Below are 21,939 nucleotides of genomic sequence, written 5' to 3' on the forward strand. Positions count from 1 at the left end.
GTAATACTATTTAAAAACCAACATTAAGGGTAAACATTATGGTACGGGCAGATGGATAGGTAAAACCTGCCGATCCATCGTTGTTGCTACCTGCATCGAAAGAACTCGATTCCGGATCTACACCATAATATTTGGTCCACAACCATAAGTTATTTCCGGTAACCGAAAGTGAAGCATTTTTAATGGCTTTTGCCGGCAACCAGTTTTGTGGCACGTTGTAAGTTAAACTTGCCGAACGTAAGCGCACCCAGGATGCATCGCTAACAAAAGGCTCTGAAACGTTACGGTAATAAATACGGTAGTAACCCTCACCATAATCTACACCATCCGGTCCAAAACGCTGCCCCATGTAAACCGGTTTGGTATTGGGCTGGCCATTGGCCAATACACCATCAAATACTTTGGTCGTTCTTCTATCGGCAGTATAATCAGGTAAACCGAAAGCGGAATAGAAATCTTCAAGCCAGTTGTATTTTTCAAAACCTAAACGGGCATCGAACAAGATATTTAAACTAAAATCTTTATACCTGAAGGTGTTGCCCAAACCTACAATATAATTTGGCTGCGAGTTACCCAAAAGCTTCTGTTTACCGCCCGAAATACTCGGAAAACCATTGGCACCGATTAATAAAGGCAGATTTTTATCAAGTACAATCGGATCTTCGGCCTGGCTGCCATAGTAACGGTTAAAATAACTGCCATAAATATTACCATAAGGCTGGCCCTCGATGAGTTTCATGGTTACGCCGGCATTTCCATAACCTCTTGCCGCACCATAAACAATCTCGGTTATTCCGTTTGGCATAGTAAGCACCTTATTTCTGTTGGCCGATAGGTTCAGGTTTACATCCCACCTAAAATCTTTTGATACAATGGGTTTACCATTGATTACCAATTCTACCCCCCGGTTCCTGATATCGCCGGCATTGATAGATTTGGTTACATAGCCTACTGCCGAAGAAATCTGCGTCTGGATAATCTGATCCTGGCTCAACGAGTAATAATAGGTAAAATCGAATCCTAAACGATTTTTAAAGAACGACATTTCCAAACCAGCCTCGTAAGTATTGGTAAACTCGGGACGAAGATCGGGGTTACCCAGGTTTGGTGCAATGGTTAAACCTCCGGTGCCTGTTGGTAAAGGCGTGTAAGGTGTATATCCGGTAAAAGTCGAATATTCGGAAGCATCTTTACCTATGCGCGCGTAAGACAGACGTAATTTAGCCTGACTGATTACCTCTGGCAGCTTAAACTGATCGGAGAACACATAACTTAAACTTGCAGAGGGATAAAAGAACGACCTGCTTGCTTTAGGTAAGGTAGAGGTAATATCATTTCTACCGGTGATGGTTAGGAATAGGTAATTTTTATAATCAAAAGTAGCCTCGCCAAAATAACCAACCAGCCTTTTTTGCCTTGAACTCTGGCTTGGTGTCAGCACCCCTGCATTGGCGAGATTAAAGAAATCGTAAACGCCCAATATGCTTCCCAGCGTACCCACTTCTTTTATCTTGCGGTCGTAAAGCTCTTGTCCGAGCCTTAAGGTTCCGGTAAGGTCGTCAGTTAATTTAGTAGTTAGGGTGGCCACAAAGGTGCTGTTAATGGTCCTGAACTTGGTATTGTATTCGCCATAAAAACCCTGCAAGTTATCGTACATGGCCTCAGTTGCATACATCGGGCCACGCGCGGTACGCACCCGGTTATCGTTATAAGTATCAAAACCCAAACGGTAAGAAAAATTAAGCCATTTTGCTGGATCGTAGGCCAGGCTCAATCCACCAATAAAGCGGTTAACATCGCCTTTAAACCTGTTGTTGGCCGTGCCCCAAATGGGGTTGTTGGTACCAATATATTTTTGCGAACCATCTGCATTCTGATAGTCGGAAACATCGTAACGTGGCGACCAGTAGGCCAAACTTTCACCAAAACGATCGGCGCTGTAGGTATAGCCACCCGAGTTGGTAAAATTCATGTTTACCGAGGCTTTAAATTTCGGGCTAATGGTAAAATCGGTATTTAACCTGCCTGAAAAGTTTTTGTTATCGGTATTGGGCATCATCCCTTTCTGGTACAATTGCGAAACCGACGAGAAAAACTTAACTACATCGCCACCGCCTGCTACGGAAACTGAATTTTTAATCTGCTGACCAGTGCCAAAAGCCTGATCGTAGTTGTTAAACAGCTGATCGGGATGTGTAGGATCGATTAGTTTTGCCTCTGCTATGGTTGGGCCCCATGCCGGGCCAATGCCGCCCGGAGGGTTAGTATAAACACCCAAAACACCCTGTGTATATTCGGTTTGCACATCGGGGCTTTTTAATACCTCGTCAAACCCGTAACTGCTGTTCAGGTTAACCGTAACGCCGTTCTGTTTACCTCTTTTGGTTGTAATTACTACTACCCCATTGGCACCTCTTAAACCATAAAGTGCTGTTGCAGCGCCTCCCTTTAAAATATTAATGGTTTCAATATCTTCCGGATTAATATCAGAAGCCCTGTTGGTTACTCCCCTTGCCCCAAAAGCGGTACCATCGGGATTTGCGCCAACCGTTGAGGTTGAATTATCGATCTGTACCCCATCAATTACATACAACGGATCGCCTGAAATATTGGGATCGATAGAGTTTACGCCCCTGATTCTGATATTTGCCCCCTGACCAGGCCCTCCTCCCGTACTTGAGATGGTTGCCCCTGCAATTTTGCCTTGCAAGGCATTTAACAGGTTAGGCTGATGGTTGTAGTTTAAATCGTTTCCACTAACTGATTGCGCAGCATAGCCTAAAGATTTAGCCTGCCGGGTAATACCGAGTGCTGTAGAAATGGTAACCTCCTGCAGTTCCTGCGCATCGGGCACCAATGTAGCATTAATGCTGGTTTTATTCCCAACAGTAATTTCCTGGATTTTATAACCGATTAAGCTGATCACCAATATCGAACTGGAAGCAGGCGCTTTTATGGTATAACTACCGTCGCTATTGCTCGATGTTCCTGTATTCGTTCCTTTTATTTTAATACTTGCACCTGGCAATGGTCCACCATCATCAGACGAGGTTATTTTTCCCGTAATTGTTTTTACCTGCGCCATTGAGGATAGGCCCAGCAGTAAAATACAAAGAAAAAAAATTGAGGTAAAGGTTTTTCTCATTTCTCAGTAGTTTAGGGTTAATAATGTAGTTAATGCAATATAAGGTTTTAGCCTAAAAGAACACGCATAAAACGTGACGGAATGGCCTTGATTTCAAGCAAATTTTTACACAATAGCGGCACATCCCGGCAAAAGCATGCAAAAAAGAACAGTAAAGCCGCAAAAACAAGCTTAAAAGACTATTCCCCTTAAAAAGTGTAAAATGCACCATTCATTTTTAATTGTTTACGCACAAAAAACCTCAAATCGAAACAAAAAATCCTTTCTGAAATGATTCAGAAAGGATTTGAATGTATGTTGATTGGGTATTTTATTGCTGAACGCCGCCACCCATACCGCCACCACCTTGTTGCTGGTCTTGCTTGGTATCGTCGTTTTTAATTTTTTTCTTTTCAGTAAATTTAAGTTTACCAAAAGAGTAACTGAAATTAACACCAAACGATCTTAGCGGATAATAGATATTGGTACTTTGGTATAGGGTACTAATTCTATTGCCATCAGTTGTTACCGAATTATTAACTGTTTTAATGTGTAAATCTCTGGTAAATGGATTTAAAGTGTTTATACCTATTGATCCCTTTTTGTTCAGGATATCTTTCTTAAACGATGCGCCATAAAACACCATAGCATCTGTCTTACCCTGATAGGTTCTTCTTGGCGAATTTACAACACCAAACAATTCGAAATTGTAACCTTTACCAAATCCGTATGCAGAGCGTCCAAATATATTATAGTTTAAGAAAGTGCCTGTACTTACCCCTGTTAAACTATTGCTTACTTCGTAAGTATTCACACCAAGATTGGTCATCAAAGTCCATTTTGGTTTAGGATTGTAAGATGCAAAAACATTGGCACCATAAGTTTGGGCTACACCAACGTTAATAAAGCTTGTTAAAGTTTTATCTACTCCGTTTTCTTTAAAAGAAGTTATAGAACTTTCGATAACCCCTCCGGTACGACGATAAAACACAGATGCATTAATTACCGAACCTTTAATAAAGGTTGAATAGCCCAGCTCCAGATTATCACTTAATTCAGGTGCCAAATCAGGTCTTCCCTCTCTAACGTTAAACTGATCGCTCTCGTTACGGAAAGGATTTAAATAAGATAAACTCGGTCTTTGTACCCTGCGGTTATAGCTTAATTTCAAAGTTGCATTTCCTTTAAGCGTTTGCGAAATAATTACACTCGGGAACAAGTTAAAGTAATCGTTTTTCTGAATTCCTGCCTTTTCAGTGTTAAAGCTAATGCTGGTATACTCTGACCTCAAACCACCTTTAAAATTTAGTTTTTTGCTTAATTTAAAACTGATTACACCATAAGCCGAGGCAACGTCCTGATTATAATCGAAATCACCCTCACTTTCGTTGCTAAACTCACTGCTGATATTCCTGAAAATACCTTTAGCACCCACTTCTAAAATAGTCGATTTGCTAAACGGATAGGTATAATCAGTTTGCGCGGTATACTCCTTGTTTTTACCGGTGTTGTTGTTGTTAATCGGCTTGAAGTTAGAGCCCATTATTTCATTCTGAAATTCAGTAGTATTTCTTCCGGTTGATAACTGGCCTGAAATGGTAAATTCTTCGCCTTCTTTCTTGGTGGTGTGTTTGTAATCTACGTTCCAGTCAAAATTACTGAAACCCATATCCATATCGCTTTTATTTACCAATTTAACACCATTAATCGTATAATCGGCTTCACCAGGACCACCGTTAGAAAAATTATTGTATTTTAAGTTAGAGCTCAGGTTGTTATAAGCATTAAAATCATAATCTACACCAACACTTCCGTTATAACCGTTACGGCTCCATTTTGAGTATCCGTCTTGAGAGATGTTGTTAAATGTAGTTTTGGTTAAACTATCTATACGGGTATTGTTTTCGAACTGTACCCTCGATTTCTGTGCATAAGCCAGGTTTGTACCTAAACTTGTATTGATACTCAACCGACCGGTTTTAGCAGTTAAGTTAAATGCACCATTATTTTGGCGGGTACCTGCCGAAGCATTAACTGTTCCGCTTACACCTTGTGCATTTGATTTTTTAGTAATGATATTGATGATACCACCAGATCCTTCTGCATCGTATTTAGCCGATGGACTGGTAATTACTTCCACACTTTTAATCTGCTCGGCAGGAATCATCTTCAACGCATCAGCAACGCTGCTGGCCATGGTACCAGAAGGTTTACCATTAATTAATACACGTACGGCGCCACCACGTAATTGAACGTTTCCATCCACATCAACCGATAACATCGGTACTTTACGCATTACATCGGTTGCATCGCCTCCGGCGTTCGTGCCATCGGCTTCTGCATTGTACACCATCCTGTCAATTTTATTTTCAATTACCGCTTTCGTACCCTGTACCTGTACATCGGCCAGTACATTCTCAGTAGAAGAAATATAAATGGTACCCATATTGTTATCGGGCTTGCCAGGTGTGGTAGTAACCAATATGGTTTTAGTTTTATAACCCATAAAGCCAATCATCAGCTTGTAAGCATCGGGCGATACATTTTGAAGGCTTAGTTTACCTTTTTCGTCGGTAACACCACCGTTAACCGATTTATTATCTTTTACGTTAATTAACGATACAGTTGCGTAATCAATAGGTTTTTTAGTTAATGAGTCGAGTATAACAGCGGTAATCCGACCGGTAACGGTTGTTTTTTTTGCTCCTCCACCAAAGCCACCTGGAAATTGGGCATGCGCTTTAAAAAACAGGGCAATGGTGAGGGTTAATAGTAGCAGTTTTTTCATGTTAGGAGTTAGTCTTTTGTAATTAGTCTGCGCAAATTGCATTTTGTTACAATGCTGCGCCACACTTTTTACGTGAGTAGTTTAATTTGGTCGGCAAAGATCGTTCTTTTACCGGTGAAAATAAAACTCCTGATGAATATAGGTACCAGAAAAGCAAAAAGACCGCATATAACGCGAAAATGGATGATAAAAATCATCTTCTTATCATCCATTTAATATTTTATGGAGCATTTGGCGCTCCCTAACCTGCTTACCTGCCCGTATTATTTGGCCTCGAATAAACCATTTGCATCACGTTGATATTGCGCATGGCGAAAGCAGCCTCACAATAATTTAAATAATAGTTCCATTTACGGATAAAAGTTTCGCTGAAACCGAGGGCTTTCACTTTATCGATATTTTTATTGAATGCTATAAACCACAAATGCAGGGTGCGGGCATAATCTAATCCCATGTCTTTTAAGTCGACAAGTGTTAAGTCGCCCGTTTCGTTAATGGCCTTATTTATGGCTGCAACCGATGGTAACAATGAGCCCGGAAAAATGTGTTTCTGGATCCAGTCTACCCCGTTGCGTAATTTATCGTAGCGACTATCGGGAGAGGTAATTACCTGAAAGGCGAAAATGCCATCGGGTTTTAAAAGCTCCTGGCATTTTTCAAAGTAAGTTTCCAGGTATTGGTGCCCAACTGCTTCAAGCATCTCGATCGATACAATTTTATCAAAAGTTCCGGTAATCTTGCGGTAATCCTGAATAATAACTGAAACCTTATCTTCGAGTTTTTCGGCATGCACACGCTCCATGGCTAACTTTTGCTGTTCCTTAGAAATGGTTACCGAAGTAACTTTGCAACCATATTTTTTGGCCAGGAAAATGGCATTACCACCCCAGCCACTGCCAATTTCCAAAACATGATCGGTAGCTTTAATTTTTAATTGTTGTGCCAGCCTATCGTATTTGGCATATTGCGACTCTTCCAGACTCGTATGCTCGTTGGCAAAATAGCCGCTCGAATAAGTCATGGTTTTATCTAAAAAAGTAGCAAAGAAATCGTTGTTTAAATCGTAATGCTCGGAGATATTTTTCTGCGAACCGGCCAGCGTATTTGCCCTTCTTACATGGTATATTTTATTTACCCATTTTAACAGTCCCAGTGCAAAAGATTTAACTTTACTACCCGTAACCGAGGGTGCATTTTCGATATTGAGGATTACCCATTTAATTACATTGGTAATGTTGGTGGTATCCCAAAGGCCTTCGGTATATGCTTCGCCAAAGCCTATATCGCCGTAAAGGGCAATCGATTTAAAAAAATCAGCATGGTTAACCTGTATATTGGCTGTTATAGCATGTTCTCCGTTGCCGAAAACCAAAGTTTCGCCATTTGGCAATGAAAGTTCTAACTTTCCTAAAGTCATTTTAGCCAGTGCATTAAGCACTATTCTTTCGAAAAACCCTGTTGATGTTCTGGTAGCGACAAGCGTGTTCATACGGTTATTTTTTCTATTAATTAAGGTTTATATGGCTTATATACGTTACGTTGCAGCGCAGGGTTTTTGGCCTTAGCATGAAATGGTATTTTTTTTAACCAAAGTTTCAGCGCCTGCCAGTGAATCATGCCCATTACCTGTAGCGGAATTAATGGGATAGCAAAGAAACATTTTAACAAGCTGCTATTGTTTAGTGGTTTCTGCTCCCCTTTTAAGGTACTGATAAAAAAACGTTTACCATTTTTATCCAGATCATCAATTTCAATATTGAGCTCAGTGGCAGGCACCTTTAGCCTGAAATCGAAAGCATCATCCAGATCAACAAAAGGTGATACATAAAAATATTTGGTGGTTATTTTTTTAAAGATATCGCCATCCAGTTCTTCTTTTCCAAAGAAAAAAAGTTTCATTTCGCGATAGGTATTACTGATTTCGGCCACACAACATACCGGATTCCCATCCTGATCGAAGCAATAATAAAAAGAAACCGGGTTAAAATTATAGCCCAACACATTGAGGTTAGTAAGCAGTTTTATTTTGAGCCTGCTGCCATCTACACCATTCTCTTTCAAATAATCTTCTAAGTGATGACGTGTATTTTTGGTTTTATCGGGATTTTCTCTTGGCAACTGAAGGTGTTCGGCATCCCGGAAAGAAAAAAGGTTAAATTTATTCCTGCTGAACCAACGTAGTTTTTGCGCCAGCAGATCCAACTCATCCAGATCAATATAAAACATATATACCCTGTACCAAAACGCGTGTTTTTTGGGCGCCAGGCGGTGGTGCATGACTTTGGCGGTGTATATACTAGATTTGAACTCCATTATTAATCAATTTACGAAATTTTTAACTGGTTGTCATTTTGAGCGCAGCGAAGAATCTCTCTATACTAGCGTTCGTTCATTTTAAATCAACAGCTAAAAGATTCTTCGCGGCGCTCAGAATGACAGATCTTTTTACAGCTGCACGCACAAATCCACCGCGCTCTTGTAAGCATCTTCATGAAAGCCATATTTAAAATAACTGCCACAATAGTATATCGGTCCGGTTTCATTTAACCTGTGCAATTGCGCCTGCGCCTGCATGGCAGGTACATCAAACAGCGGGTGGTGGTAATCAATTTCTTTAATCACCTTATCCGGGTTTAAAGTAGTTGTAGGGTTAATGGAAACAAAATAATTCTGTTTTTTAGATACACCCTGTAAATTATTCATCCAGTAAATGGTACTGGGCAGTAATTTATCGCCCTGTTGCTCTACCCGGTAATTCCAGCTGCTCCAGGCCAGTTTTGCCTTTGGCATTTGTGCCTCATCGGTATGCACAACCGCTTTATTGAGCTGATATTTAAATTTGGAAAGTAGTTCGGTTTCCAAAGCTGTTTTATCTTTAACTATTTCGAATGTCTGATCGGCATGACTGGCCATAATCACCTTGTCGTATTCGAACTTTTCACCTTTTGCTGTTTCTACTTCTACCATGCCATTTTCCAGCCTTTTTACAGCAACAATTTTAGTGCTGGTCTTAATCCGATCGCGAAAGGGAGCAATTAGTTTTTCGCGGTAAGCCTGACTTCCCTTTTGTAAGGTATACCATTGATGCTGAGTATTGAGCCCTAAAAAACCATGATTTTTAAAAAAGCGGATTAAAGTAACCGCCGGAAAATCTAAAATCTGCTCCATGGGTGCACTCCAAACAGCGGCACTCATTGGGATAAGATATTGCCACAACATGTTGTCGCTATAGCCAAATTCTTTAAAAAACCTACCTATTGAATAATCCTGGTATTGGGATTGGTCCAGAATTTCGACACTCTGCTTATTGAAACGGTTAATCTGCATCAACATTTTCAGGTAAGCAATATTGAACAGGTTTTTGCGCTGGGCAAATAAATGGTTTAAACTTGACCCGCTGTACTCGAGCTTTTTAGGCAGAAATTGCACACTGAAAGACATATCTGTTTTCATTACCGGCGCATCAATTTCGGCAAACATCTCAGTCAGGTTGGGATAGGTTTGATAATTGAAAACCATAAAGCCGCTATCGAGGTAAATCGGTTGTCCGTCTTCCTCGAGCGTAATGGTATTGGTATGGCCACCAATATAATCCAACTCCTCAAAAAGGGTAATATCGTATTTATGTTGCAGTTTGTGGGCACAACCCATACCTGCTATTCCGGAACCAATGATGGCGAGTTTTTGCATTTTTAATGATTTTGAATTAAGCGTCATGCTGATCTGATAGCTATCGGATTTATTTCAGCATCTCTCAAGAAGACCCTGAACCAAGTTCAGGGTGACGTATCGAGCTACACCTTGCTAAATAAATAATGGCATACCATCCATTCGTTTCCTTTGTTGTAATTAAAAAGCTCGGCGCAGGCCAGGTAAAATAAACGCCAGTACACCCACCATTTTACTGCCTGATCTTTGCCATAAGTTTCTTCGAAGATGGGCATAATCTCTTTTTTATGCTTATCCATATTGCTTAGCCAGGCTTCTGATGTTTTAGCATAGTTTGTTCCGTTTACTACCCAATGTTTATCGATTTTTAAATCGTCGTTAAAGTAAAAAAACAGGTGATTGGAAGGCATAATGCCACCGGTAAAAAAGTATTTGCTCATCCAATCGGTTTCATCAACTACCTCAAATTTATAAGCGAGTGTTTTGTGTGTAAATATGTGCACAAACAGTTTCCCTTCGGGTTTGAGAAAAGAAGCCACTTTATTGAGCAGGAGTTTATAGTTGCGCATGTGCTCGAACATTTCAACCGAAACTATGCGATCAAATGTATCGGCAATGGTAAAGGTATTCATATCGGCGGTTAACACGGTAAGGTTATCAATGCCCCGTTGTTTAGCTGTTTCATCAATAAAAACCTTCTGTGTAGCCGAATTCGAAACCACCGTAAAGGTACTCTGAGGAAATTTTGCGGCCATATAAAGCGAAAGCGAGCCCCAGCCGCAACCCAGTTCGAGCACATTTTGCCCATTTTGCAAATCAGCTCTTTTACAGGTTAAGGCCAGCATATCATCTTCTGATGTATCAATATCTTTTACCCCAGCTTTCCAATAACCACTGCTGTATTTGAGGTTTTTACCCAAGCAATATTGAAAAAAAGCGGTAGGTAATTCGTAGTGCTGCTCATTGGCATCGGCGGTATTTACGGCAATAGGCGATTGCTTTAATTCGGCAATCAAATCCATAAATTTTTCCTGCTGCAATTCTTCATTGTTTAGCGTTTCGTCGTCTAAACGCTGCTTGCATAACTTTCTGATCCCGATCCTCAATGCCGCATCCGGAAGTTTATTATTTTCTAAAAGTTTATCGTACCACATATGTTGAGGTGTAAAATGGAATTAAAGATGGAAAATGGTTGATTTACGTAGGAAACCTGATAACGGATTTATCAATCATCCGTTTTACTTTGCCCCGCTACTATCCTTTTTGCTCCACGGAAAAAAAGCACTGGTTGTATCCTGATATTTTTTATAAGCTACCGGCTTGCTGCGCAGGTTTTGTTCTTCGTTATTGGGTACGCCGGTAACCCGGGTTAACAGGTATAAAATAAGGGCGGGACTAATGATCGCCACAATGCCCCATGGCGATGCCAATGCAAAAACAAAATAGGCGATCCAGGTTAGCCACTCTAAAAAGTAATTGGGATGACGGCTGTAATACCATAATCCGGTATCGCATACTTTACCTTTATTGCCCGGGTCTTTTTTAAATTCGGCCAGTTGCCTGTCGGCAATCATTTCGCCAAAAAATGCAATTACCCAAATACCTGCGCCAATATATTCTAACCAGGACATGGATTGCGAGGTATTGGCTGTGATGATGAAAAAGGGAATTGCCAAAATCACATTAGATATGGCCTGAAACTGAAAAAACACAAAGAAATTGCGCTCGGCCTTATCGCCCCATTCTTTACGGAGTTGCTGGTACCTTCCCTCCTCTTCACTTAAATGACCAATAACACGCTGCCAAAGGTGAACGCCCAAACGGAGCTCTGCAAGTAAAAACATGCCGCAGCTTAAAATTTTTCGCGGTTCAAAGCCTTCCGACAGGAAAAAAGTGATCAGCGTGATTACAGGGAAGTTCAATGCCCAGAATACATCTACTACTCCCGCATTTTTGATTTTTTTTGCCCAGAGCCAAACCAGGGACATAATCAGGCAGCACGAAATAAGCGATATAAAGGCAATAAATAATAGATGTCCTGTTTGGAACGGCATAAGGTTTAGGATAAAAATTTAATGCTAAATCAGCTTGCTTTAAAAATGAACTACTTTTAAGGCAATCTTTACACCTTAAACCCTACACCTCACGCCTTAAAAGTAATTCTTTAACACCTTCGCCGGGTTTTAGTTTAAATAAATGTACTAAAACATAAGCCAGGGTAGCTATACTACCTAAACATACGAACAAAATGGTTATAGAGATTTTAAGAATAATGCTTTTTTCTTTGTAGAACATCCACAGGGTGATGATGAAGATATTGGCATAAAAATCCCAAAGTGTGGCGCGCATCCAGGGGATGCTACCCAGGAAATCCCACTGATCAAATAAGTTACTTTCGAGCGAAGTACTGATCACTTTATAGCACATGAAGACCAGTAGGATAGAGAAAACGATTTTGAGAAAATTAATCATGAATGCAGGCTGAATTTAAAACTACTTTGTTTAATATACGTTTAAACCTGCAATAAAGATTTGGATGTTTAACCTTTAATCCCGATCCCGTCACCCTGAATTCATTTCAGGGTCTCTGACTTACCGCGATATCTTTTATTTACCACCTAAGACACCTAAGGGCATCTGAGAGGATAAAGAATATAGGCATCTAGTCTTCCGACTTTCGGACCTCCGACTCCGGACTTCTATCCACCACCTCAGACACCTAAGGGCATTTAAGTTTTAGACTCAATCCGTCACCCTGATCCGATGGCTATCGGATTTATTTCAGGGTCTCTTATTTTTACTTAGTCTTTAAGCTCCAATTAAACCTTCCTGATCTTAATAATCCGCATCCAGTGCAATACTTTCATAACCGGATACGTTGGATCGAATTCCCACCATTTGGTTGCAAAGTTCGGACTATTGGGTTTTTTATGATGGTTGTTTTGGAAAAGTTCGCCCATTAAGAGGAAATCCCATGGCAAAGAGTTTTTACTGTGATCTTCGTTATCGTGGTTCGAATAACCGTATTTATGGCCACACCAGTTTACAATTGCCCCATGCAATGGTCCCATTAAAAAGTGGATCGGCAATAAAAGGAACATCCACCAGTGGTTGGCAAAAGCAACATAAAACCAGATATAAAATAATCCACAACCTATTCTCCAGAACCATGAATCGCCAATGCGATCAACCAGCGGCCATTCGGGATAATTACCCTGAAAAGCAGGTTCTGGCTGTATTTTAAAGTGCAGGTAATTCATATACATGTTCTTTGTGGCAATCATCATCCCGAAAACATCCTTGAAGAAATGTGGAGAATGTGGATCTTTCTCGGTATCGCTATAGGCATGGTGCATCCGGTGAAGAATGGCATAAGCCCTTGGATTTAAGAATGATGAACCTTGCGAGATTAATAATACCAGATAGAAAAACCGTTCCCAGAAACGCTCCATTTTAAACATCTTGTGCGATGAGTAGCGGTGCAGGAAAAAGGTTTGGCTAAATAATGATAAAAACCAGTGGCAAAGAAAGAATATAAGGATGGTCATGTAAGGTGTGTATACTTTATAAACGAAGTTTGAGGGCGTTTAGTTTTCGGGCGGAAAGATAGACAACTGGTAATGTGCGAATAAGTAAGCCGTACCAATCACTAGCAGATGGATACGGCTTAAAAAAATTTATCTTCCGAAATCGTCCTGAACGCGAACGATATCACTTTCATCTGATGGGTTCGCAGCATCGGTATGTTGCCAGATTTCTGCCACTACACCCCAATCTTCCAAACCGATTAAACGGTGGCGTTCGCCTTGTTGTAATTTAATCTGGTCTTTTGGCCCGTATTGTTTTACTTCACCTTCTTCATCAGTTTGGCTGGTTTTGATACCAACTGTACCGGTTACCACTTGCCAGATTTCAGCTCTGCGGTGGTGGTATTGCCACGAAAGACGTGTGTTTGGGGCAACAATTAAAATTTTCGGGCTTAATTTACCACCAATTTTAAGGTCTTCTACATTTAAACCATCAAAATAAGTATCGGCAAATTGTTGTGCCTGCGCTTCGTCAATTACAAAGAAACCACCCCAAGGACGGGTTTCATCGCGGTTTACTACGTTAAAGCCTTCAATTTTTAAACGTTGTGCTACACTTTCGAATATTTCTTTTTTATCGTTTGTCATCGGTAAAATATTTGTTTTCTAATGATTGTCGAGGTTTACCCGCATTAATAAATGGCTAACGCGGTTTTTATAATTTGCGCAAAAATAAGCCTTATAAATTAAAAAAGGCCTATTGGGCTTTTTATTTTTTAGCCATCACAAAAATCATACACTTCTGCTATAATCGAAAGATAGTTTATAAGCATCCGATAAAGAAAAAGCCTCATGGAATTAGCTGATAATCCCATGAGGCTTAAAGTATAAATGATCAGGCCGATTATTGAATTTTATTCACCACAAGGTCATCAAAATAAATATAACTGGTTTGACTTGATCCCCACACAGCCACATCTTTTCCACCCCTGAAATTGTGGAAAGAAAGTCTGTTGATCAAGCGCTGGGCATCGTTGGTGGTCCAGCGGATGGCTTGATCCAATACCGTGGTACCGTTAATGATTACCTGTACCCAACCGTTTTTGGTCGATCCGGTATTGCTTTTGGCATACAAATGAACGGTATAAGTTTCGCCTTTAACCAGGCTGCCGGTAGCCGGGTAAGATTTGCCAAAAGTATCGCCACAAGGACCGGCCATATCGCGGTGATAGACATAAGGCTGAAAGAACACACGGCTACCGGTATTGTACCACATCAGGCGCAAACTACCGCCATTACCATCGGTGGCAATATCGCAACCGGTATTTCCTTCGCCAATGAGAAAGCCAAAACCTACTTTACCACCCCTGCTCCAATCGAACTGACTATGGAAACGTACTTTAAAAGTGGCTTCGTAGGCCGAACCATCAGAAATATCGGCGCCGGCAATTAGTCCGTTGGAAACTGAATTTGGCGCCAGGGTTGCACGGGCCCAGTTACCCGAAATATAGGCCCTGTCTTCGTTCCAGCCGGTTAAGGTTGCACCTCCGAAATCGGCACTGGCCTCGCTGTAAGAATAAGATCCATCAGCGTGGTTAAAACTGGTATTGATGTTACTGGGATAAGCTTCGGTTACCGCATTTGATTTTGGGGCTGAATCTGCAGGCGCTTTATTTTCTTCGTTTGATGTGCCTGCATTTTTTTTACACCCGAATGTTGCCGAAAGTATAAGCAACAGGCAGCTGATAAAATGTTTTGAAATCATTTTTTGACTCATGTTTTTTTAGTTAAGATTTAAATTTGGTTAGTTTTTTTCCGGATCATAACCTCCTATCCTGGATAGTTTGTTATGGCTTAATGGGTAATTGCTTTCTGTTTTTCGGTTAGTAATTATCTGTTATACTAACTTAACCATAAAAGTAAACCCAGACAGACGACGTGCGAACCAAAAACATAAAAATGCAATTGATTTACAGTTACAACGATTGAAATTATCACATTCAACCTGTTTAAAACTAACTAAATTACAACACTTTAACTTGCCTCATGCACTTTGAGATTGCAGTTTACTATTACTTTTTTATAGGCATTTACATCTATTTCACCATTAATGAGTTTTACCACCAGACTTACGGCCTGCTCGCCAAGCAATTCGGGATTTTCTTCGATAGAGGCAATCGGCGATGAACTGAGGTAAGCAATAATCGGATCGTTGCCAAAACCAATACACTCTAAAGATTGATATGCCGGATGATCGACAGATTTTAAAAACCTGAGGGTATCAAAAAGCAGCTTTTCCTTAAAAGCTACCAGGGCTGTAGGACTGTTTTCGTAATCGTTAAACAGGTTTTTAATGGCCATTAAATTATTTTCCTCATCAAAATCGGTATAGGCTACATGTGCTGCATTGAAAGCAACGTTATTGTCTTTAAGCGCATTAATATACCCGGAAAAACGATCGTGACTAAAATTAACCATTTTGGGTCCGCCCAAATAGGCCACTTTTTTATGTCCGCGGTTAATGAGGTATTCTGTAGCCATGTAGCAACCCTGGTGGGTATTGCTCAGCACTTTATGGCAATTGAGGTTAAAACTGGGATTACGGGTGTAATACACCACAGGAATGCCAATTTTTTCGAACCGATCCAGGTGTGCAAAATCAGCGGTTTGTTTGGAAATAGCCACAATTAAGCCATCCACTCTTGATCCCAATAATGCAGCAGCTGCCATCACTTCCATTTCGTAATTATCGTGCGATTGGCTAATGATAATGTTATAACCATGCGTAGTAGCCAGCTGCTCCATACCGTAAATGCTCCGGGTAAAAAAATGATCAGAAAGATTAGGCAAAATAATCCCGATAATCCGCGATTTGCGGTCCCTTAATCTCAACGCAGAAACGTCGGGGGTGAAATTTAATCTGGCAGCCAGTTCTTTTACCCTTTGCTTTGTACTTTCTTTAATTCGCGGGTAATCTTTTAAAGATTTTGAAACAGTTGATATAGACAATTTTAATTCTTTAGCAATCAGTTTTAAGGTAACCGGTTTATTTTCCATAGATGGCAGATATTTACAAACCCTTTAGTTTGTTATGGGTAAACAATACGTATCTGAAAGTAAAAAACGGCCAGAGTGGTGAGCAACCACCCTGACACGTTATTAAACCAACAATTATGAAAAGGTATTTATGCCCCTCTCATTTTTAAGGGGCATTTTATTTTTTGAGCGCAATGATTTCAAACTCCAAACATTGTTTACTGGATTTTGTCAAGGGCGGGCACATTGTTTTCGTAACCACTATATCCCTTATTCTGATTGATACGACCTTCGGTATTGAAACGCTGTGCAGCTGCCGGAACCGGCCAAAGTACATGGTAAGGCGATATTTTAAAGTTTACACCTAATACAGTTGGTACTTTGTTTCGGTAAAAATCATTTTTTTCAATAATCCTGTCGTAAAAGAAATTATTATCAGAAAAAGATGCAAGGCTATAGGTTTTGCCATTGTATGCAGGTTTTCCGGTAGTGGCAAAAATATAAGCGATACGGGTAAGCTCGGTTTTGCGGGGCTCTTCGTAAAACAATTCCCGGGCTCTTTCATCCAGGATAGTGCCAATGTTAACGGCCGATGCATCAGTTAACAAGGCTGCATTTGCCCTCGAGCGTACCTGATTTAAATCGGCCATGGCTAGGGCTAAATTACCTTTCCAATAATAGGCCTCGGCGCGGAGCAAATAGGTTTCAGCCAGGCGAAAAATATACCAGTCGGTGTTGGTTCCTCTTGGTGGTGACCAGTATTTATCAACAGCAAGCGCGTTGGTAGAGTTGATAAAGGTTTTGTAGTGTGGCCAGCCGAAGAAATGGCGAATGGTATCCAAACCTTTATTCAAAAACATATTATTTACGTTGGCTGGCGATACATCAACCAGTGGTTTTCCGTACAATGCCCTTTCGGCAACGTTGCTGGCTGTTTTAATGGCAGGATTGTTATATACCAAATCGGTCATATTCATCCACATACCCGGGGCGTGGCGGTAATCGGTATTATCCGTCCAGATGTTTTTGGTACTATAGGCTGTACCACGGTAACGCCCAATCCCCCTGCCATACATTAAGGTTAAAGGAATTTCGACATTTACCCCGTCAACAATGGCCTGTGTACTCCCTGATGGAGTTCTTAAATTGGCAAAATGCCAGGCTGGCACGCAGTTACGCATAACCTGCGATCCTAAATCTGTTGCACCAGCCAGTGTTTCGCGGTCGATGGTTAAAAACAGGGCTTCGCGGTTGGCCGCAATGGCTTTATTGTCCATCCGGTGTAAATCCCAGACTACATTTTTGCTTGCATCGCCAGCTGTACTGCCAAAACGGTTACGCATTAAACTGTAAGTACCGCCATTAATTACATTGTTTGCTGAGGTAATTGCGGCATCAAAATCGCCCAGCGCTAAATTAACTTTGGTAAGCAAATGGCTGCAGGCACCTTTGGTTACCTCGCCACGGTCTACATTATCTTTTACCCATTTTTCGGCGAACAACAAATCTTCCTGCATCTTTTTCAGGATTACTTCCCGTTTGGTAGAATAATAATCGAGCTTGGGTGTAGTAATATCTTTTAAATTCAAAGGCACATCGCCAAACTGGTGCACCAGGCGGTAATAGTAATAAGCGCGATAAAAATACGCTGCTCCTAAAATGGCATTTCTTTCGGCCTCATCTTTAAAAGTTACATTATCGATGTAAGTAATAATAGTATTTGCCATGCGCACTCCCCTGAAACCTTCTGTCCAGTAAAAACCTATCCGGTTAAAATCCGGATTATCCAGATTGGCATCGGGTGTTACGCGGGTATCCATATCCTGCGCCTGGGTGGTTTTATCGGTTGTACCATCTACAGCAACCTCCGAAAATATAGACTCGGTTACAATGGGAGCCATATCGCCGGTAAATTCTCTTCTTACGTTAGCGCCAATACCGGCAAGTGCAGCTTTCATGGCAGCCACGCTGGTTAAAGCAGTTTGTGGTTCCAGCTGCGAAAGTAATTCAGAATCTAAATCCGATTTTTTACATCCATTTACAGTTAGCAGCATGGCAAAAGCTACAAATGGAATTATTTTTTTATATATGCTATTCATGTGCTTCATTTTTAAAAGGTAACATTCAATCCGAAGGTGTACACCCTCGGCGTTGGAACAGGATTTCCGTTATTATCAGCCGTTTGAGGGTCCCATTGATTCCAATTTGGGGCATACACCCCCACATTGCTAACATTGGCATAAATTTTTGCACTTTGCACTTTCAGTTTGCTGAGCAAATCTTTGGGTATGCTATAAGCCAGTGCAATTGTATTAAGCCTGATGTAAGAACTTTTGCGGTAAGCATTAAAAGTTACCCCGCTAAGACCTGAGTTTAAACGTGCGTAATCATTGATAGGGTTAGCTGGCGTCCAATATGGAATAATGTATGAGCTGGAACGGCCAAACCCCACACTTCCGGGTTGGTTTTTGGCATAAATATCGCTCCTTTGCTGCCCCCAGCTCGATACAAGCTGAAATGAAAAATCGAAATTTTTAAAGATATTAAAATCGTTGCGCATCGACCAGTTAAAACGTGGACTGCGGTACCCTATAAATTGTTTATCCAGATCGTTATAGACATAATTTCCATCCACATCCTCGAGTTTAAAATCGCCGGGTTTGATTCCTTTATTAAACTTATTGGCTTCAGCAACTTCATTCTCCTGCCATACCCCTAAAATTTTATACTCCCAGATCACATCGATGTCTTTACCAATAAACCATCCGTTTCCGGGATCATCGTTCGGGGTTGCCAAAGCCACAATCTTGTTGCGGTTAAGTGAAAAGTTTACAGAAGTATTCCAGGTAATGTTACCTTCGGTAATGTTGCGGCTATTTATACCGAGCTCAATACCTTTATTGTTTACACGCCCCAGATTGGCAATTACATTGGTGTAACCAGATGCAGAAGACAATGATTGACCAATTAGCAGATCAGAAGTTTTTTTATCATAAAGCTCTAACGAACCATTGATCCGATTGTTTAAAAAACCAAAATCCAAGCCCAGGTTTAATGATTTTGTTTTCTCCCACTCCAGGTTCGGGTTACCCAGGCGTGAGCTGTTTACCACAGTATTTACCTCACCCGGCGTGCCACTGCTGTTAACCGATTGATATTTGCCACCGCTTAGGGTTTGAATAGAAACATAAGGATCGATTACGTTATTCGCATCTCTGATTTCGCGATTTCCGTTAATACCATAAGATAAGCGGAGTTTCAAAAAGTCGAGCCATTTTACTTCTTTCAAAAAGCTTTCCTCGCTCAGTGTCCAGGCCAGGGCAGCTGCAGGGAAGTTGGCACGTTTTTTTGATGCACCAAAAGCCGAATAACCATCACGACGAACAGAGCCGGTAAAGGCATAGCGACCTTTATACGAATAATTTAATCTCGCCAGCAAGGCATCCCCTGTGTACACTTTATCGTCGCTGCTTACAGTTGGTTTATTACCGCTTTGCAGGTTATGGAATCCCAAAACATCCGTCGGTGCAAAACCTTCGTTACCAGCAATAGTATACCAGGTCGAATATTTTTCGCCGTTTACCAGTAATGTCACATCTACGTTGTGATCTTTGGCAAAGGTTTTATTCCACTTAATCAGGTTATCCAGTTGCCAGTTGTAGCGGGTTTCCTGGGCGCGTTGCGCCGAACCTCCGGGAATGGTTACGTTCGGATTTTTAGACGATTGATGGTTAAAAGTACGGTACTGATCCAAACCCGGGCTAAAGTTAACCTGATAACTGATACCAAATGGCAATTGTAATTTGGCATAAAGGCTTCCGAATAAGGTGCTTTGTTTCTGCAACCTCGAATTGTAGGTTTGATCGAGGAAAGGGTTCCTGGCATTTAATCCGTTATCATCTGTTGGAATTCTGCGTAAAGAACCATCAGCATTATAAAAATCACCATAAGGAGATAAATCAGGCAGTTGGGAAAACTGAGCTTCAATAGCACCTTCATCGCGATCAGCAAATTGCATATTCATGCCCAGGGTTAAAAATTTAGCCGCTTTCCCCTCCAAATTAAGCCGGGTACGAAAAGTACTGAAACCACCACCGGCAATAATGCTTTCGTTTTTCAGATAGCCTAAAGACATGTAGTAGTTTATTTCTTCCTTTCTGCCGCTAAGGCTCAAAGTATGGTCCTGACGCTTGCCGGTAACCAAAAGCATATCATACCAATCGATGGTTTTGCCAGCCAGGTAATTGGCTTTCTCATTGGCCAGTAGCCCTAAACGGCTTAACCACAAATCGGTTGGATTGGTAGTCGTTTGTCCGTTTAACCATTGGGTAAGGGTTACTCCCTCTGGTAAATTATTAGGATCATTGTAAATATAGGCCGGATTTACGCTACCACTGCGCTGTACATCCGCACGCCAGTTTAAAAAGCCAGGTCCATCGTACACCGGCTGATCTTTAGCCAGCGTTGCCATACCGAAATTGGTATTCACCGTAATGGTAGGTGAACCACTTTTGCCTTTTTTGGTGGTAATGGCTACCACACCAGTAGCCGCTTTTGCACCGTAAACAGCAAGGGAACTGGCATCCTTTAACACATCTACTGATTCGATATCGTTTGGATTAATGTCTGACAATTGACCAATAAAAATAACACCATCTAAAACAATTAAAGGCGTTGTAGTACCGGTAAGGGTGGTTTTTCCACGCACCAGTAAATCACCCCCGCCCTTTGCACTGTTGTTAAAACCAACACTTAAGCCGGGAATATTCCCCCTGAGGATGTCGGTAACACTGTTGGGATTCTCGTTTTCCAATTGAGTAGCTTTAATACTAGAAACTGCTCCGGTTACATCCTTTTTCTGTGCGGTACCATAACCTATTACCACCACATCGGTTAGCCCCTGTGTGGCATCTTCGAGGGTAATGTTGATCGTTGTACGTCCATTTACCTGAATTTCTTGTGTGGTAAATCCCACAAAAGTGAATACCAGAGTTTGGTTACCCTCCGGAGCTTTAATGCTATATTTACCTGCCCCATTGGTAAGCGTACCTACCTGCGTATTTTTAATCCGCACGTTAACGCCGGGCAAGGTTAAGCCTTTATTATCTTTAACAATGCCTGTTATGGTGGTCTGGGCAAAGGCGCTATAGCTTCCACATAGCAAAAGCAGCCAGATGGCTAAAATTTTTGCTGTACACAGGCGCCTGAGGTACAGTAGCACTGCGCTTTTGTTGTAAATTTTACTCATAAGTTTATTTTAGTTAATTGATATTAGGAATGATTAGCTTAGTTGAGAAAACCGGTTAGAAATGACAGGCCTTAACCAGAAGCAACGATTGATTAGCCCATAAAGGCACGAAACTTAGCGAATTAGTGTAGATCATCTGGTTAGACTTATTTCATTACTAATATAAAATGCCGGAAGAGCTGAAATAAAAAGCGAAAACCCGAATAAGCTTAAAATAGGCCTAAATTTCCATTTCCAACGATGTAATAAATTTTGTAAAAACCTAAACCAGGAGAAATAAGCCACGGAAACACAGCGTACACGGAGGTATTGGTTTAAACCAGTTGCTTAATGAGTAGAGAACAAAAATAGTTCCTGTAGATTTAACTGATCGACGCAGGTATTGGGTATCATAATTACGGCATAGATTGCTTCCCTGAAGAAAAATCGGGTTCGCAATGACGGATTAAAAAAAATTAAATTCCGTAAATGCAGTGTTTCCGTGGCAAACATTAAGATTAATTTACTCATTGGGAAGCAAAAAAGGGCGCCCAAAAAAATTTGGGAC

The 21,939-nt window shown here is 41.0% G+C and carries 14 protein-coding genes; all 14 read right to left on the bottom strand.

What is annotated here, in order from left to right; translation table 11 throughout:
• Nucleotides 1–10: 10 nt before the first annotated feature.
• Nucleotides 11–3,145, bottom strand: a complete 3,135-nt coding sequence (locus BLR37_RS20815; protein ID WP_167356657.1) for a SusC/RagA family TonB-linked outer membrane protein — start codon at nt 3,143–3,145, stop codon at nt 11–13.
• Nucleotides 3,146–3,455: 310 nt separating this feature from the next.
• Nucleotides 3,456–5,912, bottom strand: a complete 2,457-nt coding sequence (locus tag BLR37_RS20820) for a TonB-dependent receptor (protein WP_090772000.1) — start codon at nt 5,910–5,912, stop codon at nt 3,456–3,458.
• 250 nt (nt 5,913–6,162) lie between these two features.
• Nucleotides 6,163–7,401 carry an SAM-dependent methyltransferase gene (locus tag BLR37_RS20825; RefSeq protein WP_082018578.1) on the bottom strand — a complete coding sequence of 413 codons (1,239 nt, stop codon included), beginning with the start codon at nt 7,399–7,401 and terminating at the stop codon, nt 6,163–6,165.
• 20 nt (nt 7,402–7,421) lie between these two features.
• Complete coding sequence (locus tag BLR37_RS20830; protein WP_090772002.1) at nt 7,422–8,225, bottom strand: DUF1365 domain-containing protein; 804 nt, start codon at nt 8,223–8,225, stop codon at nt 7,422–7,424.
• A gap of 132 nt (nt 8,226–8,357) precedes the next feature.
• On the bottom strand, nt 8,358–9,602 hold the full coding sequence (locus tag BLR37_RS20835) for an NAD(P)/FAD-dependent oxidoreductase (RefSeq protein WP_090772003.1): 1,245 nt from the start codon (nt 9,600–9,602) through the stop codon (nt 8,358–8,360).
• Between the two features lie 104 nt (nt 9,603–9,706).
• A complete protein-coding gene (locus tag BLR37_RS20840) occupies nt 9,707–10,735 on the bottom strand; it encodes an SAM-dependent methyltransferase (protein WP_090772004.1) in 1,029 nt (342 codons plus the stop codon).
• An 84-nt stretch (nt 10,736–10,819) separates the two neighbouring features.
• Nucleotides 10,820–11,635, bottom strand: a complete 816-nt coding sequence (locus BLR37_RS20845; protein ID WP_090772006.1) for a DUF1295 domain-containing protein — start codon at nt 11,633–11,635, stop codon at nt 10,820–10,822.
• 82 nt (nt 11,636–11,717) lie between these two features.
• The gene (locus tag BLR37_RS20850; RefSeq protein WP_090772008.1) at nt 11,718–12,053 is read right to left on the bottom strand and encodes a DUF1475 family protein; all 336 of its coding nucleotides are present in this window, start codon (nt 12,051–12,053) and stop codon (nt 11,718–11,720) included.
• Nucleotides 12,054–12,400: 347 nt separating this feature from the next.
• Nucleotides 12,401–13,129, bottom strand: coding sequence for an acyl-CoA desaturase (locus BLR37_RS20855; protein ID WP_039475592.1), 729 nt, complete (start codon nt 13,127–13,129; stop codon nt 12,401–12,403).
• A gap of 129 nt (nt 13,130–13,258) precedes the next feature.
• Entirely contained in the window at nt 13,259–13,756 is a 498-nt protein-coding gene (locus tag BLR37_RS20860) for a cupin domain-containing protein (protein WP_039475589.1), read from the bottom strand.
• A gap of 256 nt (nt 13,757–14,012) precedes the next feature.
• Nucleotides 14,013–14,873, bottom strand: coding sequence for a polysaccharide lyase (locus BLR37_RS20865; protein WP_143009636.1), 861 nt, complete (start codon nt 14,871–14,873; stop codon nt 14,013–14,015).
• A 269-nt stretch (nt 14,874–15,142) separates the two neighbouring features.
• Nucleotides 15,143–16,165, bottom strand: a complete 1,023-nt coding sequence (locus BLR37_RS20870; RefSeq protein ID WP_090772013.1) for a LacI family DNA-binding transcriptional regulator — start codon at nt 16,163–16,165, stop codon at nt 15,143–15,145.
• Between the two features lie 197 nt (nt 16,166–16,362).
• On the bottom strand, nt 16,363–18,243 hold the full coding sequence (locus tag BLR37_RS20875; protein ID WP_090772145.1) for a RagB/SusD family nutrient uptake outer membrane protein: 1,881 nt from the start codon (nt 18,241–18,243) through the stop codon (nt 16,363–16,365).
• An 11-nt stretch (nt 18,244–18,254) separates the two neighbouring features.
• The gene (locus BLR37_RS20880; protein WP_090772015.1) at nt 18,255–21,392 is read right to left on the bottom strand and encodes a SusC/RagA family TonB-linked outer membrane protein; all 3,138 of its coding nucleotides are present in this window, start codon (nt 21,390–21,392) and stop codon (nt 18,255–18,257) included.
• Between the last annotated feature and the right edge of the window lie 547 nt (nt 21,393–21,939).

It is taken from the genome of Pedobacter soli, assembly GCF_900101435.1.
Lineage (GTDB): Bacteria > Bacteroidota > Bacteroidia > Sphingobacteriales > Sphingobacteriaceae > Pedobacter > Pedobacter soli.